21 protein-coding genes are annotated in these 19,067 nt (G+C 66.7%); 9 read left to right on the top strand and 12 right to left on the bottom strand.

Annotated elements, in window-relative coordinates; all coding sequences use genetic code 11:
• Nucleotides 1–415: 415 nt before the first annotated feature.
• The 8 genes from ACIPRI_RS24545 to gcl all read right to left on the bottom strand — a co-directional run bounded on the left by ACIPRI_RS24545 (nt 416) and on the right by gcl (nt 9,734).
• Nucleotides 416–922 carry a C40 family peptidase gene (locus tag ACIPRI_RS24545; protein WP_446624114.1) on the bottom strand — a complete coding sequence of 169 codons (507 nt, stop codon included), beginning with the start codon at nt 920–922 and terminating at the stop codon, nt 416–418.
• 65 nt (nt 923–987) lie between these two features.
• Nucleotides 988–1,758, bottom strand: a complete 771-nt coding sequence (locus tag ACIPRI_RS24540) for an ABC transporter permease (protein ID WP_446624122.1) — start codon at nt 1,756–1,758, stop codon at nt 988–990.
• The gene (locus ACIPRI_RS24535; protein ID WP_446624113.1) at nt 1,758–2,603 is read right to left on the bottom strand and encodes an ABC transporter ATP-binding protein; all 846 of its coding nucleotides are present in this window, start codon (nt 2,601–2,603) and stop codon (nt 1,758–1,760) included. The genes ACIPRI_RS24540 and ACIPRI_RS24535 overlap by 1 nt, the downstream gene beginning before the upstream one ends.
• Nucleotides 2,603–3,631, bottom strand: coding sequence for an ABC transporter substrate-binding protein (locus ACIPRI_RS24530; RefSeq protein WP_446624112.1), 1,029 nt, complete (start codon nt 3,629–3,631; stop codon nt 2,603–2,605). The genes ACIPRI_RS24535 and ACIPRI_RS24530 overlap by 1 nt, the downstream gene beginning before the upstream one ends.
• 169 nt (nt 3,632–3,800) lie before the next feature.
• Nucleotides 3,801–6,101, bottom strand: coding sequence for an NADP-dependent malic enzyme (locus tag ACIPRI_RS24525; protein ID WP_446624111.1), 2,301 nt, complete (start codon nt 6,099–6,101; stop codon nt 3,801–3,803).
• Between the two features lie 100 nt (nt 6,102–6,201).
• On the bottom strand, nt 6,202–7,110 hold the full coding sequence (locus ACIPRI_RS24520; protein WP_446624110.1) for a 2-hydroxy-3-oxopropionate reductase: 909 nt from the start codon (nt 7,108–7,110) through the stop codon (nt 6,202–6,204).
• Nucleotides 7,111–7,137: 27 nt separating this feature from the next.
• Nucleotides 7,138–7,920: a hydroxypyruvate isomerase gene (gene hyi, locus ACIPRI_RS24515; protein ID WP_446624109.1), complete on the bottom strand. Its 783-nt coding sequence runs from the start codon at nt 7,918–7,920 to the stop codon at nt 7,138–7,140.
• Between the two features lie 20 nt (nt 7,921–7,940).
• A complete protein-coding gene (gene gcl / locus ACIPRI_RS24510; protein WP_446624108.1) occupies nt 7,941–9,734 on the bottom strand; it encodes a glyoxylate carboligase in 1,794 nt (597 codons plus the stop codon).
• Between the two features lie 125 nt (nt 9,735–9,859).
• Here gcl and ACIPRI_RS24505 point away from each other — a divergent pair, with 125 nt between their 5' ends.
• Both ACIPRI_RS24505 and ACIPRI_RS24500 read left to right on the top strand, forming a co-directional pair.
• Nucleotides 9,860–10,762: a LysR family transcriptional regulator gene (locus ACIPRI_RS24505; RefSeq protein WP_446624107.1), complete on the top strand. Its 903-nt coding sequence runs from the start codon at nt 9,860–9,862 to the stop codon at nt 10,760–10,762.
• A 26-nt stretch (nt 10,763–10,788) separates the two neighbouring features.
• A complete protein-coding gene (locus tag ACIPRI_RS24500; protein WP_446624106.1) occupies nt 10,789–11,136 on the top strand; it encodes an I78 family peptidase inhibitor in 348 nt (115 codons plus the stop codon).
• Nucleotides 11,137–11,149: 13 nt separating this feature from the next.
• Here the strand turns inward: ACIPRI_RS24500 and ACIPRI_RS24495 are convergent, their stop codons facing one another.
• The 3 genes from ACIPRI_RS24495 to ACIPRI_RS24485 all read right to left on the bottom strand — a co-directional run bounded on the left by ACIPRI_RS24495 (nt 11,150) and on the right by ACIPRI_RS24485 (nt 14,338).
• Nucleotides 11,150–12,220 carry an AI-2E family transporter gene (locus ACIPRI_RS24495; protein WP_446624105.1) on the bottom strand — a complete coding sequence of 357 codons (1,071 nt, stop codon included), beginning with the start codon at nt 12,218–12,220 and terminating at the stop codon, nt 11,150–11,152.
• A 64-nt stretch (nt 12,221–12,284) separates the two neighbouring features.
• Nucleotides 12,285–12,986 carry a GntR family transcriptional regulator gene (locus ACIPRI_RS24490; RefSeq protein ID WP_446624104.1) on the bottom strand — a complete coding sequence of 234 codons (702 nt, stop codon included), beginning with the start codon at nt 12,984–12,986 and terminating at the stop codon, nt 12,285–12,287.
• 14 nt (nt 12,987–13,000) lie between these two features.
• Nucleotides 13,001–14,338: a C4-dicarboxylate transporter DctA gene (locus ACIPRI_RS24485; protein ID WP_446624103.1), complete on the bottom strand. Its 1,338-nt coding sequence runs from the start codon at nt 14,336–14,338 to the stop codon at nt 13,001–13,003.
• Between the two features lie 303 nt (nt 14,339–14,641).
• On the opposite strand from ACIPRI_RS24485, the gene ACIPRI_RS24480 reads away from it, so the two are divergent.
• The 7 genes from ACIPRI_RS24480 (at nt 14,642) to ACIPRI_RS24450 (ending at nt 18,460) form a co-directional block, all read left to right on the top strand.
• Nucleotides 14,642–15,103, top strand: a complete 462-nt coding sequence (locus tag ACIPRI_RS24480; protein WP_446624102.1) for a DUF302 domain-containing protein — start codon at nt 14,642–14,644, stop codon at nt 15,101–15,103.
• A 149-nt stretch (nt 15,104–15,252) separates the two neighbouring features.
• The gene (locus ACIPRI_RS24475; protein ID WP_446624121.1) at nt 15,253–16,128 is read left to right on the top strand and encodes an aldo/keto reductase; all 876 of its coding nucleotides are present in this window, start codon (nt 15,253–15,255) and stop codon (nt 16,126–16,128) included.
• Between the two features lie 2 nt (nt 16,129–16,130).
• Nucleotides 16,131–16,712 carry a DNA-3-methyladenine glycosylase I gene (locus tag ACIPRI_RS24470; RefSeq protein ID WP_446624101.1) on the top strand — a complete coding sequence of 194 codons (582 nt, stop codon included), beginning with the start codon at nt 16,131–16,133 and terminating at the stop codon, nt 16,710–16,712.
• Nucleotides 16,709–17,128, top strand: coding sequence for a VOC family protein (locus ACIPRI_RS24465; RefSeq protein WP_446624100.1), 420 nt, complete (start codon nt 16,709–16,711; stop codon nt 17,126–17,128). Before ACIPRI_RS24470 ends, ACIPRI_RS24465 begins: the two co-directional genes overlap by 4 nt.
• A 5-nt stretch (nt 17,129–17,133) precedes the next feature.
• Nucleotides 17,134–17,934 (top strand): metallophosphoesterase family protein, encoded by an 801-nt coding sequence (locus ACIPRI_RS24460; protein WP_446624099.1) that lies wholly within the window; start codon nt 17,134–17,136, stop codon nt 17,932–17,934.
• A 4-nt stretch (nt 17,935–17,938) separates the two neighbouring features.
• Nucleotides 17,939–18,148: a hypothetical protein gene (locus ACIPRI_RS24455; RefSeq protein WP_446624098.1), complete on the top strand. Its 210-nt coding sequence runs from the start codon at nt 17,939–17,941 to the stop codon at nt 18,146–18,148.
• A 99-nt stretch (nt 18,149–18,247) separates the two neighbouring features.
• Nucleotides 18,248–18,460, top strand: a complete 213-nt coding sequence (locus tag ACIPRI_RS24450) for a hypothetical protein (protein WP_446624097.1) — start codon at nt 18,248–18,250, stop codon at nt 18,458–18,460.
• Between the two features lie 8 nt (nt 18,461–18,468).
• On the opposite strand, the gene ACIPRI_RS24445 is transcribed toward ACIPRI_RS24450, so the two are convergent.
• Nucleotides 18,469–19,002, bottom strand: coding sequence for a hemerythrin domain-containing protein (locus tag ACIPRI_RS24445; protein WP_446624096.1), 534 nt, complete (start codon nt 19,000–19,002; stop codon nt 18,469–18,471).
• Between the last annotated feature and the right edge of the window lie 65 nt (nt 19,003–19,067).

Below are 19,067 nucleotides of genomic sequence, written 5' to 3'. Positions count from 1 at the left end.
GCGTGCACGCCCCCTGCGCTGCGCTTCTCGCCGCCGCACAAATCGCCCGCCGCGGCAAACACCTGCCGCGCTGACGCGCTGCGGTTGATCAACCTGGGAACGAACGGCCGATCGAGCGCCCGGCGTCTGGCAAAGGCCTGTGTGCCCCTGTGCCGGCGCGCCTCTCGGGCGCCGAGAAGCGCAGTGGGCCCGGCCCGCACGCGTGCCGAAGGACACGCGTGCTTCAACATCTAGCTTGCGGCAGTTGTTTGAGCAGAGTGAACGAAGTGAACGCCGCGAGTTCTGCCGCAGGGCCGGGTCCGCGAGCATCGCAGGGGAGCCGGCGCGCAGCGCCGGCCGTCCGAGTGAAGCGCCGGCACAGGGGCACACAGGCCTTTGCCGCGCCCAAACCTCAATCGCGATGGAACACCAACGATCAGGGCCGCCGCACCGCCACCGACTGCCGTGCCCAATAGGCACCGGCCAGCCGATCCAACCTCACCGTGCCCCCGGTAGAGGGCGCATGCACGAAGCGCCCTTCACCCACATAGATGCCCGCGTGCGAGGGACGGCTACCGCCGCCGAACAGCACCAGGTCGCCGGTTCGCAGCGCATCGCGTTCGACCGTTTCGCCAAAGCCGGCCAGCTGCGCGACGGTGCGCGGCGCGGTGAGCCCGGCGCGGCTCTTGTAGACATAGCCGATCAGGCCGCTGCAATCGAAGCCGCCCTCGGGCGTGTTGCCGCCATAGCGATAGGGCGTGCCGACCAGTCCCAGGGCGTGGATGGCGATGTCTTCGGCCTGGACGGTGCTCAGCGGCGCATAGCGCGGGCTTGCAGTCCCGGCCGATTGACGCGGCGTGCTGCCGCAGGCCGCGAGCAGCAGCACCGTGCACAGCAGAACAGGGATGGCGAGCGTCGTGCGAAGAAGAGGCGTCGAAGGCAAGATGGTGTCGGATCAGTCGGCGTGCCATGGATCTTAAGGCGCCGCCTACATCCGGCTCCATCGGCTCAACCGCCTTGCGATCCCCGGTGTGCCCAACCCGTGGTGTGCTTCTCCACCGCCGAGAAGAGTTCGTACATGATCATCGCCATCGCGCCCACCACCATCAATCCCGCAAAGGCCAGGCCCATTTGCATGGCCGAACCGGCGGAGATCAGCAGGTAGCCGATGCCCTCGTTGGCGGCGGTCATCTCCGACACCGTGGTGCCGACAAAAGCCAGCGTGATCGCCACCTTCAGCGAGCCGTAGAAGTAGGGCATGGAGCGCGGCAAGCCGATCTTCACCAGCACGTCCCACCGCTTGGCGCCCAGCACGCGCAGCACGTCCTCCAGTTCGGGTTCGAGGGTGGCCAGGCCGGTGGCGATGTTCACCATGATCGGGAAGAAGCTGATCAAGAAGGCCGTGAGAATCGCCGGCCCGACGCCGATGCCGAACCACACCACCAGGATCGGCACGAAGGCCGCCTTGGGCAGGGCGTTGAAGGCCGTCATCAGCGGATAGACCGCGGCATAGGCCAGGCGCGAGCTGCCGATCACGAAGCCCAGCAGCACGCCCACCACGATGGCCAGGCCGAAGCCCGCCATCGTCACCCAGAAGGTGCGCCAGGCATGGCCGGCGATGACGGTCTTGAATTCCCAGAACTGCGTCCAGATGCGCCAGGGGCTGGGGAAGATGAACTCCGAGACGTTGAAGGCCGAGCACAGGATCTGCCACAGCACGATGACGGCCACCAGAAGAAGCCAGGGCGACCAGCGTTCGAGTTGCTTGTTGCTTTTCATCATGCTGCCACCGCCTTGCTGCTGCGGATGGCACCGATGTGTCCGCGCAGCTCGTGCACGATGTCGGAGAACTCCTTGGTGTAGGTCACCTCGAGCTCGCGCGGGCGCGGCAGCGCGATCTCGCGCTTGACGACGAAGCGGCCGGGGCTCTTGCTCATCACGTACACGGTGTCGGCCAGGAAGACCGACTCGCGCAGGTCATGCGTCACCAAAATGACGTTGAAGCGCTGCTCGGTCCACAGGTCGCGCAGGATGCACCACAGTTCTTCACGGGTGAAGGCATCGAGCGCGCCGAAGGGCTCGTCCAGCAGCAGCATCTTGGGCTCATGGATCAGCGCGCGGCAGATGCTGGCGCGCTGCTGCATGCCGCCCGACAGCTGCCAGGGGAACTTGTCCTCGTAGCCGCCCAGGCCCACCTTCTGCAAGAGTCGCCGGGCACGTTCCTCGTACGCCTTGCGCCTTTTCTTGAAACTCCCGCGATAAGGCTCCACGATCTCCAGCGGCAACAGCACGTTGTCGACCGTGGTGCGCCAGGGCAGCAGCGAAGGCGCCTGGAAGGCCATGCCCGAGATCTTCAGCGGGCCGGTCACCGGCTGGCCGTCGATCAAGATCCTGCCCATCGAGGGCATCTTCAGCCCGGTCGTGAGCTTCATGAAGGTGGACTTGCCGCAGCCCGAAGGCCCGACGATGGCGATGAACTCGCCCTGGCGCACCTTCAGGTCGATGGCCTCGACCGCGAAGTGATTGGCGCGCAGCAACTCCTCGTTGTAGGCGAGCCAGACATCCTGGAAGTCGACGAAGGGCGTTTCCTGCCGTTGTTCGCTCGAAAGAGAAGAAGCCTCCATTACTTCTTCGGCAGGATGTCGAGTGCGGCGGCCGGCGGCAGCATGGCCGAGGTCCACACCACCTCGGGGTTCACGCGCGACTTGGTATTGAAGGCGTCCGACACCTGGGACGCCATCAGCGACAGGCGGGCCGGGTTCACCACGCCGAAGCCCTCGCTGCGTGCGTCGGGGCTGTTGATGACAGTGTCGATGGCCAGCTTCAGGCGGCGCGTTTCCAGCGCCGTGTCGATGATGCCGTCGCGCGCCTTCACCGATTCGATGCCCAGCGCCGGATTGGCGATCACTTCCTTGGCGCCCCTGGTGAAGGCCGCAAGAAAGGCCTTCACCGCCTCCGGCTTTTCCTTCAGGAGCTTGGGTGCAACGATGATGGCGTTGCCATACAGCTTCACGCCGTAGTCGGGGTAGGGCAGCACCACGATGTCGCCGGCCTTGGCGCCGCGCGCTTCCAGGTTGAGCAGCGAGGTGAAGGTGAAGCCGGTGATGGCGTCGATGTCGCCGCGCATCAGCATGGTCTCGCGCAAGGTCGGATCCATCGCAGTCCAGTTCACCGCGCCCACGTTGTTGGCCTTGGCGAAGATCGGGAAGGCGCGGCGGCCGGCGTCGAACACCGGCGCGCCCAGCTTCTTGCCGGTCAGGTCGGCGGGCTTGGTGATGCCGCTCTTCTTCAGCGTCATGACCGAGGCCGGCGTGTTGTTGTAGACCATCATCACGGCCACCGGCTTGTTCGGTGCATCCGGGTTGTTGGCGTGGAACTCCATCAGCGCGGCCAGGTCGGCAAAGCCCATGTCGTAGGCGCCCGAGGCCACGCGCGTCACCGTGCCGCCGGAGCCGCTGCCGGCGTCGATGGCCACGTCCAGGCCGGCGGCCTTGAAGTAGCCCTTGGCAGCAGGATGCAGAAAGAGCGCGGCCGGGCCTTCGAAACGCCAGTCGAGCTGGAACTTGATCGGGGTCTGGGCCTGGGCGGCGCTCATCCCGAAGGAAAGGGCGGAGGCGGCAAGAAAGGACTGGAGCAGCTGGCGCTTATTCATTGTTCGTGACTCGGTTTGAGAAAAACGGTCACGAATTCAAGCAATAAGGGTGCCCGCACGCCATTGGTGCGAATCCGTAGGCACAAACCATCGCGGTGCGCGTCGCTGCCGAAGGGCGGTGCACCAGGCCGGGGCGCGATGTTCCGGCCTCTACACCCCTATTTGCACCCTATTTGTGAATGCCTGTATTGGCCACCGCCAGCGCCGTCATGTTGACCACGCGCCGCACCGTGGCCGAGGGCGTCAGCACATGGGCCGAGCTGGCGGCGCCCAGCAGGATCGGGCCCACCGTCACGCCGTGGCCGCCGGTCATCTTCAACACGTTGTAGAGGATGTGGGCGGCATCCAGGTTGGGGCACATCAGCAGGTTGGCGTCGCCGCTCAAAGTGGTCTCGGGCAGGGCGGTGTGCCGGATGTCGGAGGACAGGGCGGCATCGCCATGCATCTCGCCGTCGCATTCGATCTCCGGCGCCAGCTGGGAGAACAGCTCGCGCGCCAGTCGCATCTTCTTGGCCGAGGCGCGGGTGGAGCTACCGAAGTTGGAGTGCGACAGGAAGGCCACCTTGGGCGGCAGGCCGAAGCGGTGGATCTCCTCGGCCGCCATCACCGCTATGCTGGCCAGCATCTCGGCGCTCGGGTCCTCGTGCACGTTGGTGTCCGCCACGAACAAGGTGTGCTTGTCGAGCGTGAGCGCGTTCAGCGTGGCAAAGCCCGGCGCGCCGCGCTTCAGGCCGATGATGTTGCGGATGTGGTCCAGGTGCACGTCGAAGCGCCCCACCAGCCCGCACAGCATGGCGTCGGCGTCGCCCAGGTAGACCATCAGCGCGGCGATGGTGGTGTTGGAGCGGCGCACCATGGTCTTGGCGGCTTCCGGCGTCACGCCCTGGCGGGCCATCAGCTTGTGAAAAGCTTCCCAGTAGGTGCGAAAGCGCGGATCGTCTTCCGGGTTGACGATCTCGACGTCGGTGCCCAGACGCAGGTGCAGCCCGGCCTTCTTCACGCGCGTCTCGATCACGGCGGGGCGGCCCACCAGGATCGGCCGGGCAATGCCTTCGTCCACCGCCCACTGGGCGGCGCGCAGCACGCGCTCGTCCTCGCCCTCGGCATAGGCGATGCGCTTGGCCGGGGCCGCCTTGGCGGCGCTGAACACCGGGCGCATGAACATGCCGGTGTGATAGACGAAGCGCGACAGGTGCTGGCGGTAGGCGTCCAGGTCTTCGATGGGGCGCGTCGCCACGCCCGATTCCTTGGCTGCCTTGGCCACGGCCGGCGCGATGCGCAGGATCAGGCGTGAGTCGAAGGGCTTGGGAATCAGGTAGTCGGGCCCGAAGGCCAGCTCCTGGCCGACGTAGGCGGTGGCCACCTCTTCGCTGATCTCGGCCTTGGTCAGGTCGGCGATCTCGCGCACGCAGGCCAGCTTCATTTCTTCCGTGATCTTGGTGGCCCCGCAATCGAGCGCGCCGCGGAAGATGTAGGGGAAGCACAGGACGTTGTTGACCTGGTTCGGGTAGTCCGAGCGGCCGGTGGCGATGATGCAGTCGGGCCGCACCGCCTTCGCGATCTCGGGGCGGATCTCGGGCTCGGGGTTGGCCAGCGCCAGGATGATCGGCTGGTCGGCCATGGTCTTGACCATGTCCCCGCTGAGCACGCCGGGGGCCGAGCAGCCCAGGAAGACATCAGCCTTGTTCACCACGTCGGCCAGGGTGCGGGCGTCGGTGTTCTTTTGCGCATAGCGCGCCTTCGAATCGTCAAAGCCGCCCGGGCGGCCTTCGTAGATCAGGCCCTTGGAATCGACCGCGAAGATGTTGGCCACCTTGGCGCCCAGGCCCACCATCACGTCCAGGCAGGCGATGGCGGCGGCGCCGGCGCCGGAGACGGCGATCTTCACGTCTTCGATCTTCTTGCCCACCAGCTCCAGCCCGTTGATGAGGGCGGCGGCCGAGATGATGGCGGTACCGTGCTGGTCGTCATGGAACACCGGGATGTTCATGCGCTCGCGCAACTTGCGCTCGATGTAGAAGCACTCGGGCGCCTTGATGTCTTCCAGGTTGATGCCGCCCAGGGTGGGCTCGAGCGCGGCGATGATGTCGACCAGCTTGTCCGGGTCGCGCTCGGCCAGCTCGATGTCGAACACGTCGATGCCGGCAAACTTCTTGAACAGGCATCCCTTCCCTTCCATCACCGGCTTGGCGGCCAGCGGGCCGATGTCGCCCAGGCCCAGCACCGCGGTGCCGTTGGTGACCACGCCCACCAGGTTGCCGCGGGCGGTGTATTCGAAGGCGGTGGCCGGGTCGGCCTCGATGTCCAGGCACGGGTAGGCCACGCCTGGCGAGTAGGCCAGCGACAGGTCGCGCTGGTTCAGGAGCGGCTTGGTGGGGGTGATGGAAATCTTGCCCTTGCTGGGCGAGCGGTGGTAGTCGCGTGCGGCGTCGCGCAGCGCTTCTTCGGCAGGTGACAGGGTCTGGGCCATGACAGTCTCTCCTTGTTTGTTTGTATGAAATCAGGAATGCAAAAAGAGAGGCTACCGCAAGCGGCACCTCTCTTCGCACGTGGGATCTACGAGAAATGAATCAGGATGCGTCGGGTGCCACCGGGTGCTGGGCCAGCGCTTCCAGGGCGCGCACCAGCGCGCTGTGATCCGACTGGCCGTGGCCCAGGGCCGCGCAGGCGTTCATCAGCTGGGCGGCGCCGGCTGTCTGCGGCAGGGCCACGCCCAGGCTGCGCGCGCTCTGCATCGCCAGGTTCAGGTCCTTCTGATGCAAGGAGATGCGAAAGCCCGGCGCGAAGGTGCGCTTGATCATGCGCTCGCCATGCACTTCCAGGATGCGCGAGGAGGCAAAGCCGCCCATCAGCGCCTGGCGCACCTTGGCCGGGTCGGCGCCGGCCTTGCTGGCGAACACCAGCGCCTCGCTGACCGCCGCGATGTTGAGCGCCACGATGATCTGGTTGGCCACCTTGGTGACCTGTCCGTCGCCGTTGCCGCCCACCAGGGTCACGTTCTTGCCCATCTTCTCGAGCAGGGGGCGCACGGTGCCGAAGGTGCCTTCGTCACCGCCGCACATGATGGTGAGGCTGGCCGCCTTGGCGCCCACCTCGCCGCCGGAAACCGGCGCGTCGATGTAGCCACAGCCCTGGGCCACGATCTTCCTCGCGAATTCCTTGGTGGCGATCGGGTCGATGGAGCTGCAGTCCACCACGATCTTGCCCTTGGCAAGGCCTGCCGCCACGCCGCCTTCGCCGAACAGCACCAGCTCGACGTCGGGCGTGTCGGGCAGCATCAGGAAGACGATGTCCGACTTTTGCGTGACTTCGGTGGCGTTGCCGCAGACGGTGGCACGGCCTTCCAGCGTGTCGGGGATGGGGCCGCGGGTGTTGACGAAGAGCGTGTGGCCGGCGTCGGCCAGGTGCGTGGCCATGGGCGCGCCCATGATGCCCAGGCCGATGAAGCCGATCTTTTGCGATGAGGTGCTTGCGGTCATGTCTTTTCCTTTGCGTGGGCTTCTTGTTTACTTCGTGAGGGCCTCGCGCCAGCCCAGGCCTTCGGCCGTGGTGCTGCCGCGTGGCTTGTATTCGCAGCCGATCCAGCCCGCGTAGCCCAGCGCATCGATGTGCTTGAAGAGCCAGGCGTAGTTGATTTCGCCGGTGCCGGGCTCGCCGCGGCCCGGGTTGTCCGCCAGCTGGATGTGGCCGATGCGCGCCAGGTTCTTGGCGATGGTGTTGCCCAGCTCGCCTTCCATGCGTTGTGCGTGGTAGATGTCGTACTGCACGAACAGGTTGCTCGAGTCCACCTCCTCGATCAGCGCCAGCGCCTGGTCGGTGCGGGTCAGGAAGAAGCCGGGGATGTCGAAGGTGTTGATCGGCTCGATCAACAGGCGGATGTTGGCGCCGCGCAACTGCTCGGCCGCGTAGCGCAGGTTGGCCACCAGGGTCTCGCGCGCCTCTTGGGCGGAAACGCCGGCCGGCAGCTTGCCGACCAGGCAGTTGACCTGCGGGCAGCCCAGCGCGCCGGCGTACTCGATGGCACGCGCCACGCCTTCGCGGAACTCGCCCACGCGGTCCGGGTGGCAGGCAATGCCGCGCTCGCCGGCATCCCAGTTGCCGGCCGGCAGGTTGTGCAGCACCTGCTTGAGGCCGTTGGCCGTCAGCGCCGCGGCCAGTTCCTGCTTGGGGAAGGGGTAGGGAAAGAGGTATTCCACCGCTTCGAAGCCGGCCTTGCGGGCCGCCTCGAAACGCTGCATGAAGGGCAGCTCGGTGAAGAGCATGGTGAGATTGGCGGCGAACTTGGGCATTGCGTATGTCTCCTCTCGGTTCAATCAAGCATGGCGGCGGCCAGCGAGGTGGGGGCATCCTCGAGTCCCTCGGCGAGCGCCTCGAACTCGGTGATGTTGTCGATCTCGGTGCCCATGGCGATGTTGGTGACGCGCTCGAGCATCACCTCGATCACCACCGGCACCTTGAACTGCGCCATCAGCGCTTCGGCGCGCTGGATGGCCGGCGTCATCTCTTCCTGTTTGGTGACGCGGATGGCCTTGCAGCCCAGGCCCTCGACCACCTTCATGTGGTCCACGCCATAGCTGGCTTCCACGCCGGCGTCCGGGCCGGCATTGACGTTGTCGAAGCCCAGCTGCACGCAGTAGTCCATCTCGAAGCCGCGCTGCGACTGGCGAATCAGGCCCAGGTAGGAGTTGTTCACCACGATGTGGATGTAGGGCAGCTTGAACTGCGCGCCCACGGCCAGCTCTTCGATCATGAACTGGAAGTCGTAGTCGCCCGACAGCGCCACCACCTTGCGCGACGGGTCGGCGGCGCGCACGCCCAGGGCGGCCGAAATGGTCCAGCCCAGCGGGCCGGCCTGGCCGCAGTTGATCCAGTGGCGCGGGTTGTAGACGTGCAGGAACTGCGCCGCGGCGATCTGCGACAGCCCGATGGTGCTGACATAGCAGGTGTCGTTGTCGAAGTTGTTGTTCATGCACTGGTAGACCCGCTGCGGCTTCATCGGCACGTCGGCGAAGTTGGTCTTGCGCAGCATGGTGCGCTTGCGCTCGTGGCATTCGCCGGCCCATTGGCCGCGCTCGGGCAGCTGGCCCTTGGCCTTCATTTCTTCGGCCACCTGCACGAACAGTTCGAGCGCAGCCTTGGCGTCGGACACGATGCCGAAGTCGGGCGTGAACACGCGGCCGATCTGCGTGGGCTCGATGTCCACGTGCACGAAGGTGCGACCCTTGGTGTAGACCTCGACCGAGCCGGTGTGGCGATTGGCCCAGCGGTTGCCGATGCCCAGCACGAAGTCGCTGGCCAGCATCGTGGCATTGCCATAGCGGTGGCTGGTCTGCAGGCCGCACATGCCGGCCATCAGCGGGTGGTCGTCGGGGATGGAACCCCAGCCCATCAGGGTGGGGATCACCGGCACGCCGGTGGCCTCGGCGAAGCGCACCAGAAGATCCGATGCATCGGCATTGATCACGCCGCCGCCCGCCACGATCAGCGGCCGCTCGGCCTTGTTGAGCATGGCGATCGCCTTCTCGATCTGCGCGCGGGTGGCCGCGGGCTTGTAGACCGGCAGCGGCTGGTAGGTGTCGATGTCGAATTCGATCTGCGCCATCTGAACGTCGAAGGGCAGGTCGATCAGCACCGGGCCCGGGCGGCCCGAGCGCATCAGGTGAAAGGCCTGCTGGAACACCTGCGGCACCTGGCCGGGCTCGCGCACCGTGACGCTCCACTTGGTGACCGGCTTGGAGATGGATTCGATGTCCACCGCCTGGAAGTCTTCCTTGTACAGGCGGGCACGCGGCGCCTGGCCGGTGATGCACAGGATCGGAATGGAGTCGGCCCAGGCCGAGTACAGGCCCGTGATCATGTCGGTGCCGGCCGGGCCGGAGGTGCCGATGCACACGCCGATGTTGCCGGCCACCGCACGGGTGTAGCCCTCGGCCATGTGCGAGGCGCCCTCGACGTGGCGCGCCAGGATGTGGGCGATGCTGCCAAGTTTCCGCAGCGCCGAGTACAGCGGGTTGATGGCGGCGCCAGGCACGCCGAAGGCTTGTGTGACGCCTTCTTTTTCCATCACCAGCACGGCCGCTTGGGCGGCTGTCATCTTTGCCATGTTGTTGTCTCCTTGAGGTGCCTTGTGTGTGGCCTTCGACTTTAGGGATCGGGGTGCATTTGCAGAAGACGGCGGGGAGCCATAAAAGCTATTCCAAATCGGAATGAATGCACTAGGATCGCGGCATGGATCGACTGCTTGCCATGGAGATGTTCGTACGCGTGGTGGAGACCGGCAGCTTCTCCAAGGCCGCGCGCGAGTTCAACACCACCCAGCCCACGGTGACCAAGCAGGTCGCCGCCACCGAGACCCGGCTCAAGGCGCGTCTGCTCAACCGCAACACGCGCGGGGTCAGCCTCACGGAGGCCGGGGCGCTGTACTACGAAAAGTGCAAGAGCATCGTGCGCGACGCGCAGGACGCCGAAAGCATCGTCCGGCTGCGCCAGTCGCAAGCGCAGGGCCTGCTGCGCGTTGGCACCTCGGTGGCGTTCGGGCGGCGCGTGATCGTGCCGGCGGTGCTGGAATACATGGCGCGACATCCGCAGGTGCAGGTGGACCTGAGCTTCGAGGACCGCTATGTCGACCTGGTCGCGCAGGGCATCGACGTGGCGGTGCGCATGGGCAAGCTGGCCGATTCATCGCTGGGCGCGCGCTTTCTGGGCATGAACCCATGGGTGATGGCGGCGGCCCCGAGCTACCTGAAAGCGCATGGCGTTCCGAAGCGCGCGCAAGACCTGAGCAGTCATGTGGCGCTGATCTACAGCAGCGTGGTGGGCGACGACGTCTGGCAGCTGCACACGCCCAAGGGCGAGGCGGTGACGGTGCCGGTGACCGGCCGGCTGCGTTCCAACAACCTGTCGGCCGTGCTGGCCGCCACGCGCGAGGGCTTGGGGCTAGCGCTGATGCCGCGCTACGTGGCGAGCGAATCGATCAAGGCCGGCAAGCTGGTCGAGGTGCTGGCCGACCACGGCCTGGCCGAGCAGGAGATCCATGCCGTGTTTCCTTCGCCCAAGCTGGTTCCGGGCAAGGTGTCAAGCTTTGTGGCTTTCTTGCAAGGGCGGTTCGACGAACGCTGGTGGGCGCGGTAGGCTGCGTTCAACTGAAGGAGTCGTTCATGCACAAGAAGAAGCGCGCGCCCGCCACCGCGCTGCGGTTGGCCATGGCTGGCTTGGCCCTGGCGCTGACGGGCTGCCAGATGCGCAGCGACGTGCGCCCGTTCAGCTCCGAAGTGCCGCCGCCGCCACAGTTCGCCTCTGCCGCCGAAAGATGCAATGCCGCCGATGCCCGCTTTGCGCTCGGCCAGACGATGACGCCGCCGCTTCTGGATGATGCGCGCGGCCGCACGGGGGCGCGTTCTGCCATCACTGCCAAGCCCGGCGAGACGCCGGCACCGCCGGATCCGATGCGCCTCATCATCGAGGTCGATCCCGCGGGGAAGATGGTCGGCGCACGTTGTAGCTAGAACCGTCGTTTTCCTAGACCGGCGGCGAGTCGTCGCCCGGCTCCCTCGTCGTGGCAAACACATGCCAGGCCGCCATGAACATGGCGGCAATCACCGGCCCGATGACGAAGCCGTTGATGCCAAACAGGGCCAGGCCGCCCACGGTGGACATCAGCACGATGTAGTCGGGCATCTGCGTGTCCTTGCCCACCAGCAGCGGGCGCAGCACGTTGTCGACCAGGCCGATGACGAAGACGCCGATGAGGATCAGGGTGATGCCCTGCCACAGGCTGCCCGTGGCCAGGAAATAGATGGCCACCGGCAGCCAGATCAGTGCCGCGCCCACCGCCGGCAGCAGCGACAGGAAGCTCATCACCACGCCCCACAGCAGCGCGCCCTGCACGCCCAGGGCCCACAGCGCCAGGCCGCCGATCACGCCCTGCACCGCAGCCACCACGATGTTGCCCTTGATGGTGGCGCGGATCACGGTGGTGAACTTGTTCAGAAGGAAGTTGGTGTGCGGCCTGGCCAACGGCAGCGCGTTGCGCACGATGGCCGACAGCTCGCGGCCGTCGCGCAGCAGGAAGTACAAGAGGTAGAGCATCAGCCCGAAGCTCACCAGAAATTCGAAGGTGTTCTGGCCGATGCTCAGCGCGTGGGCGGCGATCTGCTGGCTTGCCGCCGCTGCGCCTTGCGCCACCTTGGCGATCATCGATTCCACGTCGCCCAGGCCCAGGCGGTCGAGCAGATCCAGTGCCCAGCGCGGGATCGCGGCCACCACCTGCTGAAAGTAACTGCTGAAGCTGATCTCGCCGGAACGGATGCGCTGCGACACCTGCGCCACTTGTGCCACCAGCGACATGGCGATCATGAAGAGCGGCAGGATCACGATGACCAGCGCCACCGTGAGTGTGATGAGCGCGGCCAGGTTGCGCCGGCCGCCCAGCCGGCGCACCAGGCGGCGGTAGACGGGCGTGAAGAGGATGGCCAGCGCCAGGCTCCACAGCACCGCGCCGGCAAAGGGCAGCAGGACCCAGCCGAAAGCGATGGTGACGGTGGCCAGCAGCAGGAGAAAGGCGCTGCGCTGAAGTTGGGGTGTCTGCATGGAAGTCGGCCCGAATGTAGCCGACCGGGCAGGCTTCGCGCGTAGGCGCTCAGCGCATGGGAGGTCAGCGCACCGGATGGCGGGGCAGCGCCACCGGCGCCAGGGTGGCGCGCAGGCGCTCGTCGGCGCCGGGGCGCTCGGGCACTTCGACCTCCAGCGCCTGCTCCACGTTGCCGATGTGGTCCAGCATCAGCTTGCGCGCCCGCGCCGTGTCGCCGGCCTCCAGCGCCGCGACGATGGCCGCATGTTCTGCGCAAGACTGGCTGGCCTCGTGCGTGGACTGGTAGAGCGTGGCGGCCAGGGTGGTGCGGGCCGTCAGGTCGCGCAGCACGTCGACCAGCAGGCGGTGTCCCATCTGGTCGGCCAGGCAGACGTGGAAGTCGGCCAGCAGGAAGGCGCGGGTGGCGGCGTCGGCGCCGGCAATGGCGCGCTTCTCGTCGGCGATGTGTTCGCGCAGCTTGCGGATCACCTTCGACAAGGGCCGGCCAGCCTCGGCCAGGATGCCGGACTCCACGATGCGGCGGGCCGAGAAGGCATCGCGCGCCTCGTCCACCGAAGGCTCCACCACGAACCAGCCGCGCCTGGATTGCACGGCGACGAAGCCGCGTGCCTGCAGCTGCATCAGCGCCTCGCGCACCATGGTGCGGCTGACGCCGAAGTTCTCGGCCAGCTGCTGCTCGCCCAGGCGCTCGCCGGGGGCGAGCTTCTGCGCCAGGATGGCTTCGACCACGCGCGCGGCAATGGTGGTGGGGTTCACTTCAGGCATGGCGCGATGATGCGTCAGAGTGCGGTGGCGTGGACGGCGTGTGCGGCGGCCACCGGCGAATCCGGCTCGGCCAGCGGCTCGTCTTCCGGCGAATGGGTGCCGTCGAGCACCGCACGGGCCCGCTCGCGGTCGATGTCGCCTTCCCACGCGGCGATGGCCACGGTGGCGACGCAGTTGCCGATCAGGTTGCCCAGGGCGCGGGCAATGCCCATGAACCAGTCGACCGAAAGCACCAGCACCAGGCCGATGGCCGGGATGGCCGGAATCGCATGCAGGGTGGCCGCCAGCACCACGATGGCCGAGCCCGGCACGCCATGCGCGCCCTTGGAGGTGACCAGCGAGATCGCCAGGATGGTCATGAGGTCCGCCATGCTGATCGGCGTGTTGGTGGCCTGCGCGATGAACACCGCCGCCAGCGTGATGTAGATGGAGAAGGCGTCCAGGTTGAAGGAGTAGCCGGTGGGAATGACCAGGCCGACGGTCGAGTCACGAATGCCCATGAAGCGCAGCTTGGCCATGATCTGCGGCAGCACGCTGTCCGACGAGGTGGTGGCGAAGACGATGGCCAGCTCTTCGCGCAGGTAGCGCAGCAGTTTGAACAGGCTGAAGCCCGACACGCGCATCACCAGGCCCAGCACCACCACCACGAAGAAGATCACCGAGGCGTAGAACAGCACCACCAGCATGCCCAGTTGCTTGAGCGAGCCCACGCCGTACTTGCCCACGGTGAAGGCGATGGCGCCCAGCACCCCCAGCGGGGCCAGCTTGATGATGATGCCCATGATCTTGAACAGCACCAGCGAGAGCGAGTCCACCACTTGCGCCACCGGCTTGCCGACGTCGCCCAGAAGGGCCAGTGCGCAGCCGAACAGCACGGCGAACAGGAGCACCTGCAGCACGTCGCCGGTGGCGAAGGCGTTGACCACCGTGGTGGGGATCAGCTTCATCAGGAATTCGACCGTACCGCCGCTGGTGAGCTTGTCGGCGTTGGACGCATAGGCGCTCATGGCGGCAGCGTCGAGCTGGCCCGGGTCCACGTTCATTCCCACGCCGGGCTTGAAGACGAAGGCCAGCACCAGGCCCAGCCCCAGCGCGACGGTGGTAAGCACCTCGAAGTAGATCAGCGACTTGACGCCGACCCGCCCCACGCGCCGCAGGTCGCCCGCGCCGGCGATGCCATGCACCACCACGCAGAACACCAGCACCGGGATGATCATCTTGATCAGCTTGATGAAGCCGTCGCCCAGGGGCTTGAGCTTGACGGCGAAGTCGGGATAGAACAGGCCGGCCAGCACGCCAAGCACCAGCGCGATGACGACCTGCCCGAAGAGGGATTTGGCGAAGCGGAACATGAATGAACTCCCGGTCGGTTGTTGCATGCAAGCGAGGCATTTGCTTGCATACAAGCAATGTAGGCAAGAAAACTCGAAATTGCTGTGCGGGTTATCCCGTGGATGGCGATGTTGTTTCAAATGGGAACAGGGCTGCCGGGCGCGGCGAACCTGCCGCGCTGCATAGCTCGGCGTCCTGCGCAATTCCCGCACTCGGATCAGGCGCTAGGCCGCTCTCGGTCACACGAAGGCTCTTCGGGGCATCCAATCAGGCGCAGCAGCCAGGATTTTCGAAGCTCGACGGTGGCCAGAAAGGAGAGCGGCATGAAGAACAAGCTCGTTCAAGCGATCACGACAGCGGCCCTTCTTGCTGGCGCGTCCGCGATCGGCCTTGCCGCCGACGGGCTCGTTCAAGTGAAGAGCCCGCACGGGGTGAAGGCCACTGCCGACAGGTTCGAGGAGCTTGCCCGGCAACGGAACCTCATCGTGTTTTCGCGAATCGACCATGCCGCGGGTGCAGCCAAGATCGGCAAGCCGCTGCGGCCGACCGAACTGCTCATCTTCGGCAGTCCCCAGTCTGGTACGCCCTTCATGGAGTGTGCTCAAACCGTCGGCATCGATCTACCGTTGAAGGCGCTTGTCTGGGAGGACGCCGGCGGCCAGGTCTGGCTGGGCTACAACGATCCAGCCTACCTCGCGCAGCGACATGGCGCGGCGCAATGCCCTCCGGTCGAAAACATTCGCAAGGCACTCGCCGGTCTGGTCGAGGCGGCAACCGCCAGGTAGTGCAGGCCACCTTCTACGCGGCCATGCCGGCTACTTCCAGGATCCCGGCGGCCACCTGTGGGAAGTCGCGTTCACCCCTGCTTCTCGACGCCGAGCCGAGAAGCTGAGCGGGGCAGGGGCGGCGCCAGACCGCTACCATTGCCCGCATGATGAGAACGCTCTCGCTGCCCGGCGGCCGTGCACCATCCTCTTCCATGCCCGTGCTGGGCATGGGCACCTGGCGCATGGGCGAAGACCGCGGCCAGCACGCGGCCGAACTGGCCGCCCTGCGCGCCGGCATCGCCATGGGTTACCGGCTGATCGACACCGCCGAGATGTACGGCGAGGGCAGCGCCGAGGCGTTGGTGGGCGAGGCGGTTGCGCAGGCGACGCGTGCCGGCGACGTGGATCGCGAAGATCTCTTCATCGCCAGCAAGGCCTATCCGCACAACGCCGGCCGCGAGGGGCTGCCGGCCGCCTGCGCCTGCAGCCTGGAGCGGCTGGGGCTGGACTACCTCGACCTCTATCTGCTGCACTGGCGCGGCGAGTTTTCGTTGAAGGAAACCGTGGATGCCATGCGCGCCCTGGTCGATGCCGGCCGCATCCGGCGCTGGGGCGTGAGCAATCTCGACACCGACGACATGGAGGAGCTGGCCGCGGCCTGCGGCGGCGACGCCAGGCTCGATTGCGCGGCGAACCAGGTCTATTTCTCGGTGAGCGAGCGTGGGCCCGAGTTCAGCCTGTTGCCCTGGCAGCAGGCCAGGGCGATGCCGCTGATGGCCTACAGCCCGGTCGACCAGGGGGCCGTCATGCGCGATGCGGGCCTGGCCAGGATCGCCAAGGGCCTGGGGCTGAGCGCGGCGCAGCTGGCGCTGGCCTGGGTGCTGTCGCGTTCGGGCGTGGTGGCGATCCCCAAGACCGTGCGCGAAGCGCATCTGCGCCAGAACCTGGCAGCTGCGCAGTTGCGGCTGAGCCCCGAGACCCTGGCCGAGATCGACCGGCTGCATCCCCCGCCCAAGCGCAAGCGGCCCCTGGCGATGATCTGACGATGATGATGAGCGAGAACAACAAGATGGAAGCGCTGCAACGCTGTACCTGGGCCGGCACCGACCCGCTGATGCAGGCCTATCACGACCAGGAATGGGGCGTACCCGAGCGCGACGCGCGCGCCTTGTGGGAATGCCTGATGCTCGAAGGCTTCCAGGCCGGGCTGTCGTGGGTCACCGTGCTGCGCAAACGCGAGGCCTTTCGCGATGCCTTTCATGGCTTCGACCCTGCGAAGGTGGCGCGCATGGGCGAGAAGGATGTGCTGCGCCTGCTGGAGAACCCCGGCATCATCCGCTCGCGCGCCAAGATCGAGGCCACCATCGCGGGCGCGCGAATATTTGGCGAGATGCAGGCGCGCGGCGAGGACTTTGCCGATTTCTGCTGGTCCTTCACCGAGGGCAAGGTGCTGCGCGGCGACGGGCACGGCGTGCCGGCCGGGGCGGCGTTGTCAGAGCAGATCTCGAAGGAACTCAAGCGCCGCGGCTTCAAGTTCGTCGGGCCGACCATCGTCTACGCGTGGATGCAGGCGGTGGGCATGGTGGACGACCATGGGGCGGGGTGCTTCAGGAGCCACAAATCATGAAGCCAAGAATCACTGTCATCACCGTCGGCGTGGACGACCTCGATAGGGCGTTGGGCTTCTATCGCGACGGCCTGGGCTTTGCCACCGAGGGCATCGTCGGCCAGGAGTTCGAATACGGGGCGGTCGTGTTCATCCAGTTGCAGCCGGGCCTGAAGCTCGCCCTGTGGCCGCGCAAGAGCATCGGCCGAGACACCGGCCTCCCGCCGGGTCCCGCAAGCGCCACCGAAATGACGCTGGGCCACAACGTCGGCTCCAAGGACGAGGCGGATGCGGTCATGGCGAAGGCGCGTGCCGCGGGCGCCGTCATCGTCAAGCCCGCGCACGACACCTTCTGGGGCGGCTACTCGGGATACTTTCAAGACCCGGACGGCCACCTTTGGGAGGTCGTCTGGAATCCCCAGTGGTCCGAGGCGTGATTCAAATGCGCATTGCCGTCGTCTCGGACATCCATGGAAACCTGCCCGCACTGGAGGCGGTGGTCCGGGACATGCAGCGCCGTGGCGTCGATGCGGTGGTGAACCTGGGCGACAGCGTTTCCGGCCCGCTCCTGCCGATGGAAACCGCGCAGTTCCTGATGCGCCACAAGGACGACTGGGTGCACCTGGCGGGCAACCATGAGCGCCAGCTCCTGACGCTGGGCCCGGGCCGGCGCGGTGCTTCGGACGAGTTTGCCCATTCCCGGCTGGGTGCCGCCGAGCTCGAATGGCTGGCGTCGCTTTCGCCCAGCGTCCGCTATTCGCCCGAAGTGCTGCTGTGCCACGGCACGCCCGGCAGCGACCGCGAGTACTTTCTCGAAACGGTGGAGCCCGCGCATGTTCGCGCCGCGACGCAGGCCGAGATCAGCGCGCGCCTGGGCGCCGGCGTGGATGCGAAGCTGGTGCTTTGCGGCCACACGCATGTGCCCAGGGCCGTGCGGGCCGAGACCGGCCAGCTGATCGTCAATCCCGGGAGCGTGGGCCTGCAGGCTTACGATGACCTGCACCCTTATCCGCACGTCATCGAGAACGGGTCGCCGGATGCGCGCTATGCCATCGTGGAGCGCCAGGAAGGGCGCGGCGGGTGGTCGGTCGCCTTGCTCGCCGTGCCCTACGCGCATTGCGCAGAGATGGCCGCGCTGGCGCGTGCCAGGCAGCGTGAGGAATGGGCCGTCGCGCTGGAGTCTGGCTATATTCGTTCACCGCGCGCCGGCAGCATCGTGCCGGCGCCGACTGACGACGACTGAAGCCATGGAATCGACACCATCCAAACGCCTGCGGGTCGGCCAGCCGATCACCCCCGAACAATTCGACGAACTGAGCGACGAGCAACTCGAGCGCCTGGTGCCCAAGGCCTTGCGCGAGTTCTTTCCGGGCAAGGACTTTTGCGCGGACGGGCACTTCTACCTGCATGACGGCACCGCTTGGAGTTTCTATCGGGGCGGCTTCCTGGACGAGTAGGGCTATCGCCGGTCCGCACCGGCCCGCGGTCATGCAGGTGAAAGACAGCGTCGAAGTTCTCCTACAGACAGCGCGCGAGCCGTCGACCATGGTGAAGCCATGACACAGCCGATCGAACTCCTCGTCGACGAGCCGCTGCCCGGGTCTTTTGTGTGGCGGCTCCTGCAAACTGATGCCCAGGGGGACAACCCCAAGGTGCTGCGGATGGCGCCGGATCCGGCCGATACCTATGAAGGTGCGCTGGCAGCCGGCCAGGCCGCGCTGCACAGCGAAATTCGCCGGCAAGGCGGCGGCGCCAAGAACGCTTCCTAGCGCGGCAACTAGCGCAACGCGCGCTGCTTCGCCTTGCTGATCGCCGCGGTGCCGATGGCCGCGGACATCGAAGACACCACGGCCGCCCATTCCTCGGGCGTCAGCAGTTGCGCGGTCTGCGAATGCAGCAGCGTGTCTTCGCGCTCCAGGTGCACCAGCATCAGCGCCCGGTGCTCGGTCAGCAGCGACTCCACCACCTGGGCCGCGCCCGCGTGGCCCGCGCCGACGCGCTGCAAAGCGGACCTTGCCCGAGTGAGAAGCTGCTCGCAGTGCCTGTTTTCTTCTTCGAGTTCCTCGAGCAGCTGGTCGGCCTGCGCCGAGCGGCCGCGCAGCAATTCGAGCAGGACCACGCCTTTGGGGCGATGGGTGGCCTCGTCGAAGGCCCGGAGCCGGCCGATGAGTTCGATCAACCGGGGCGCCTCCGCGACCGGATTGGCGGCCCAGTCGGCCGTGTTCAGTTGGCCGCTCACAAGATCGAGCAACTCGCGCATGCGAGCATGTTCGGTTCGCAGAACGGTCCACGCGCACTCGGCTGACAGCATGATTGCACCCCCTTCGCGTCGTCGGTTCCAGTCTACGCGCGCGCCTGGGGAATTGAAGCCGGCCC

The organism is Variovorax sp. LARHSF232, from assembly GCF_052871435.1.
Note: the sequence above shows the minus strand (reverse complement) of the source record. Positions and strands in the feature narration are given on the sequence as shown.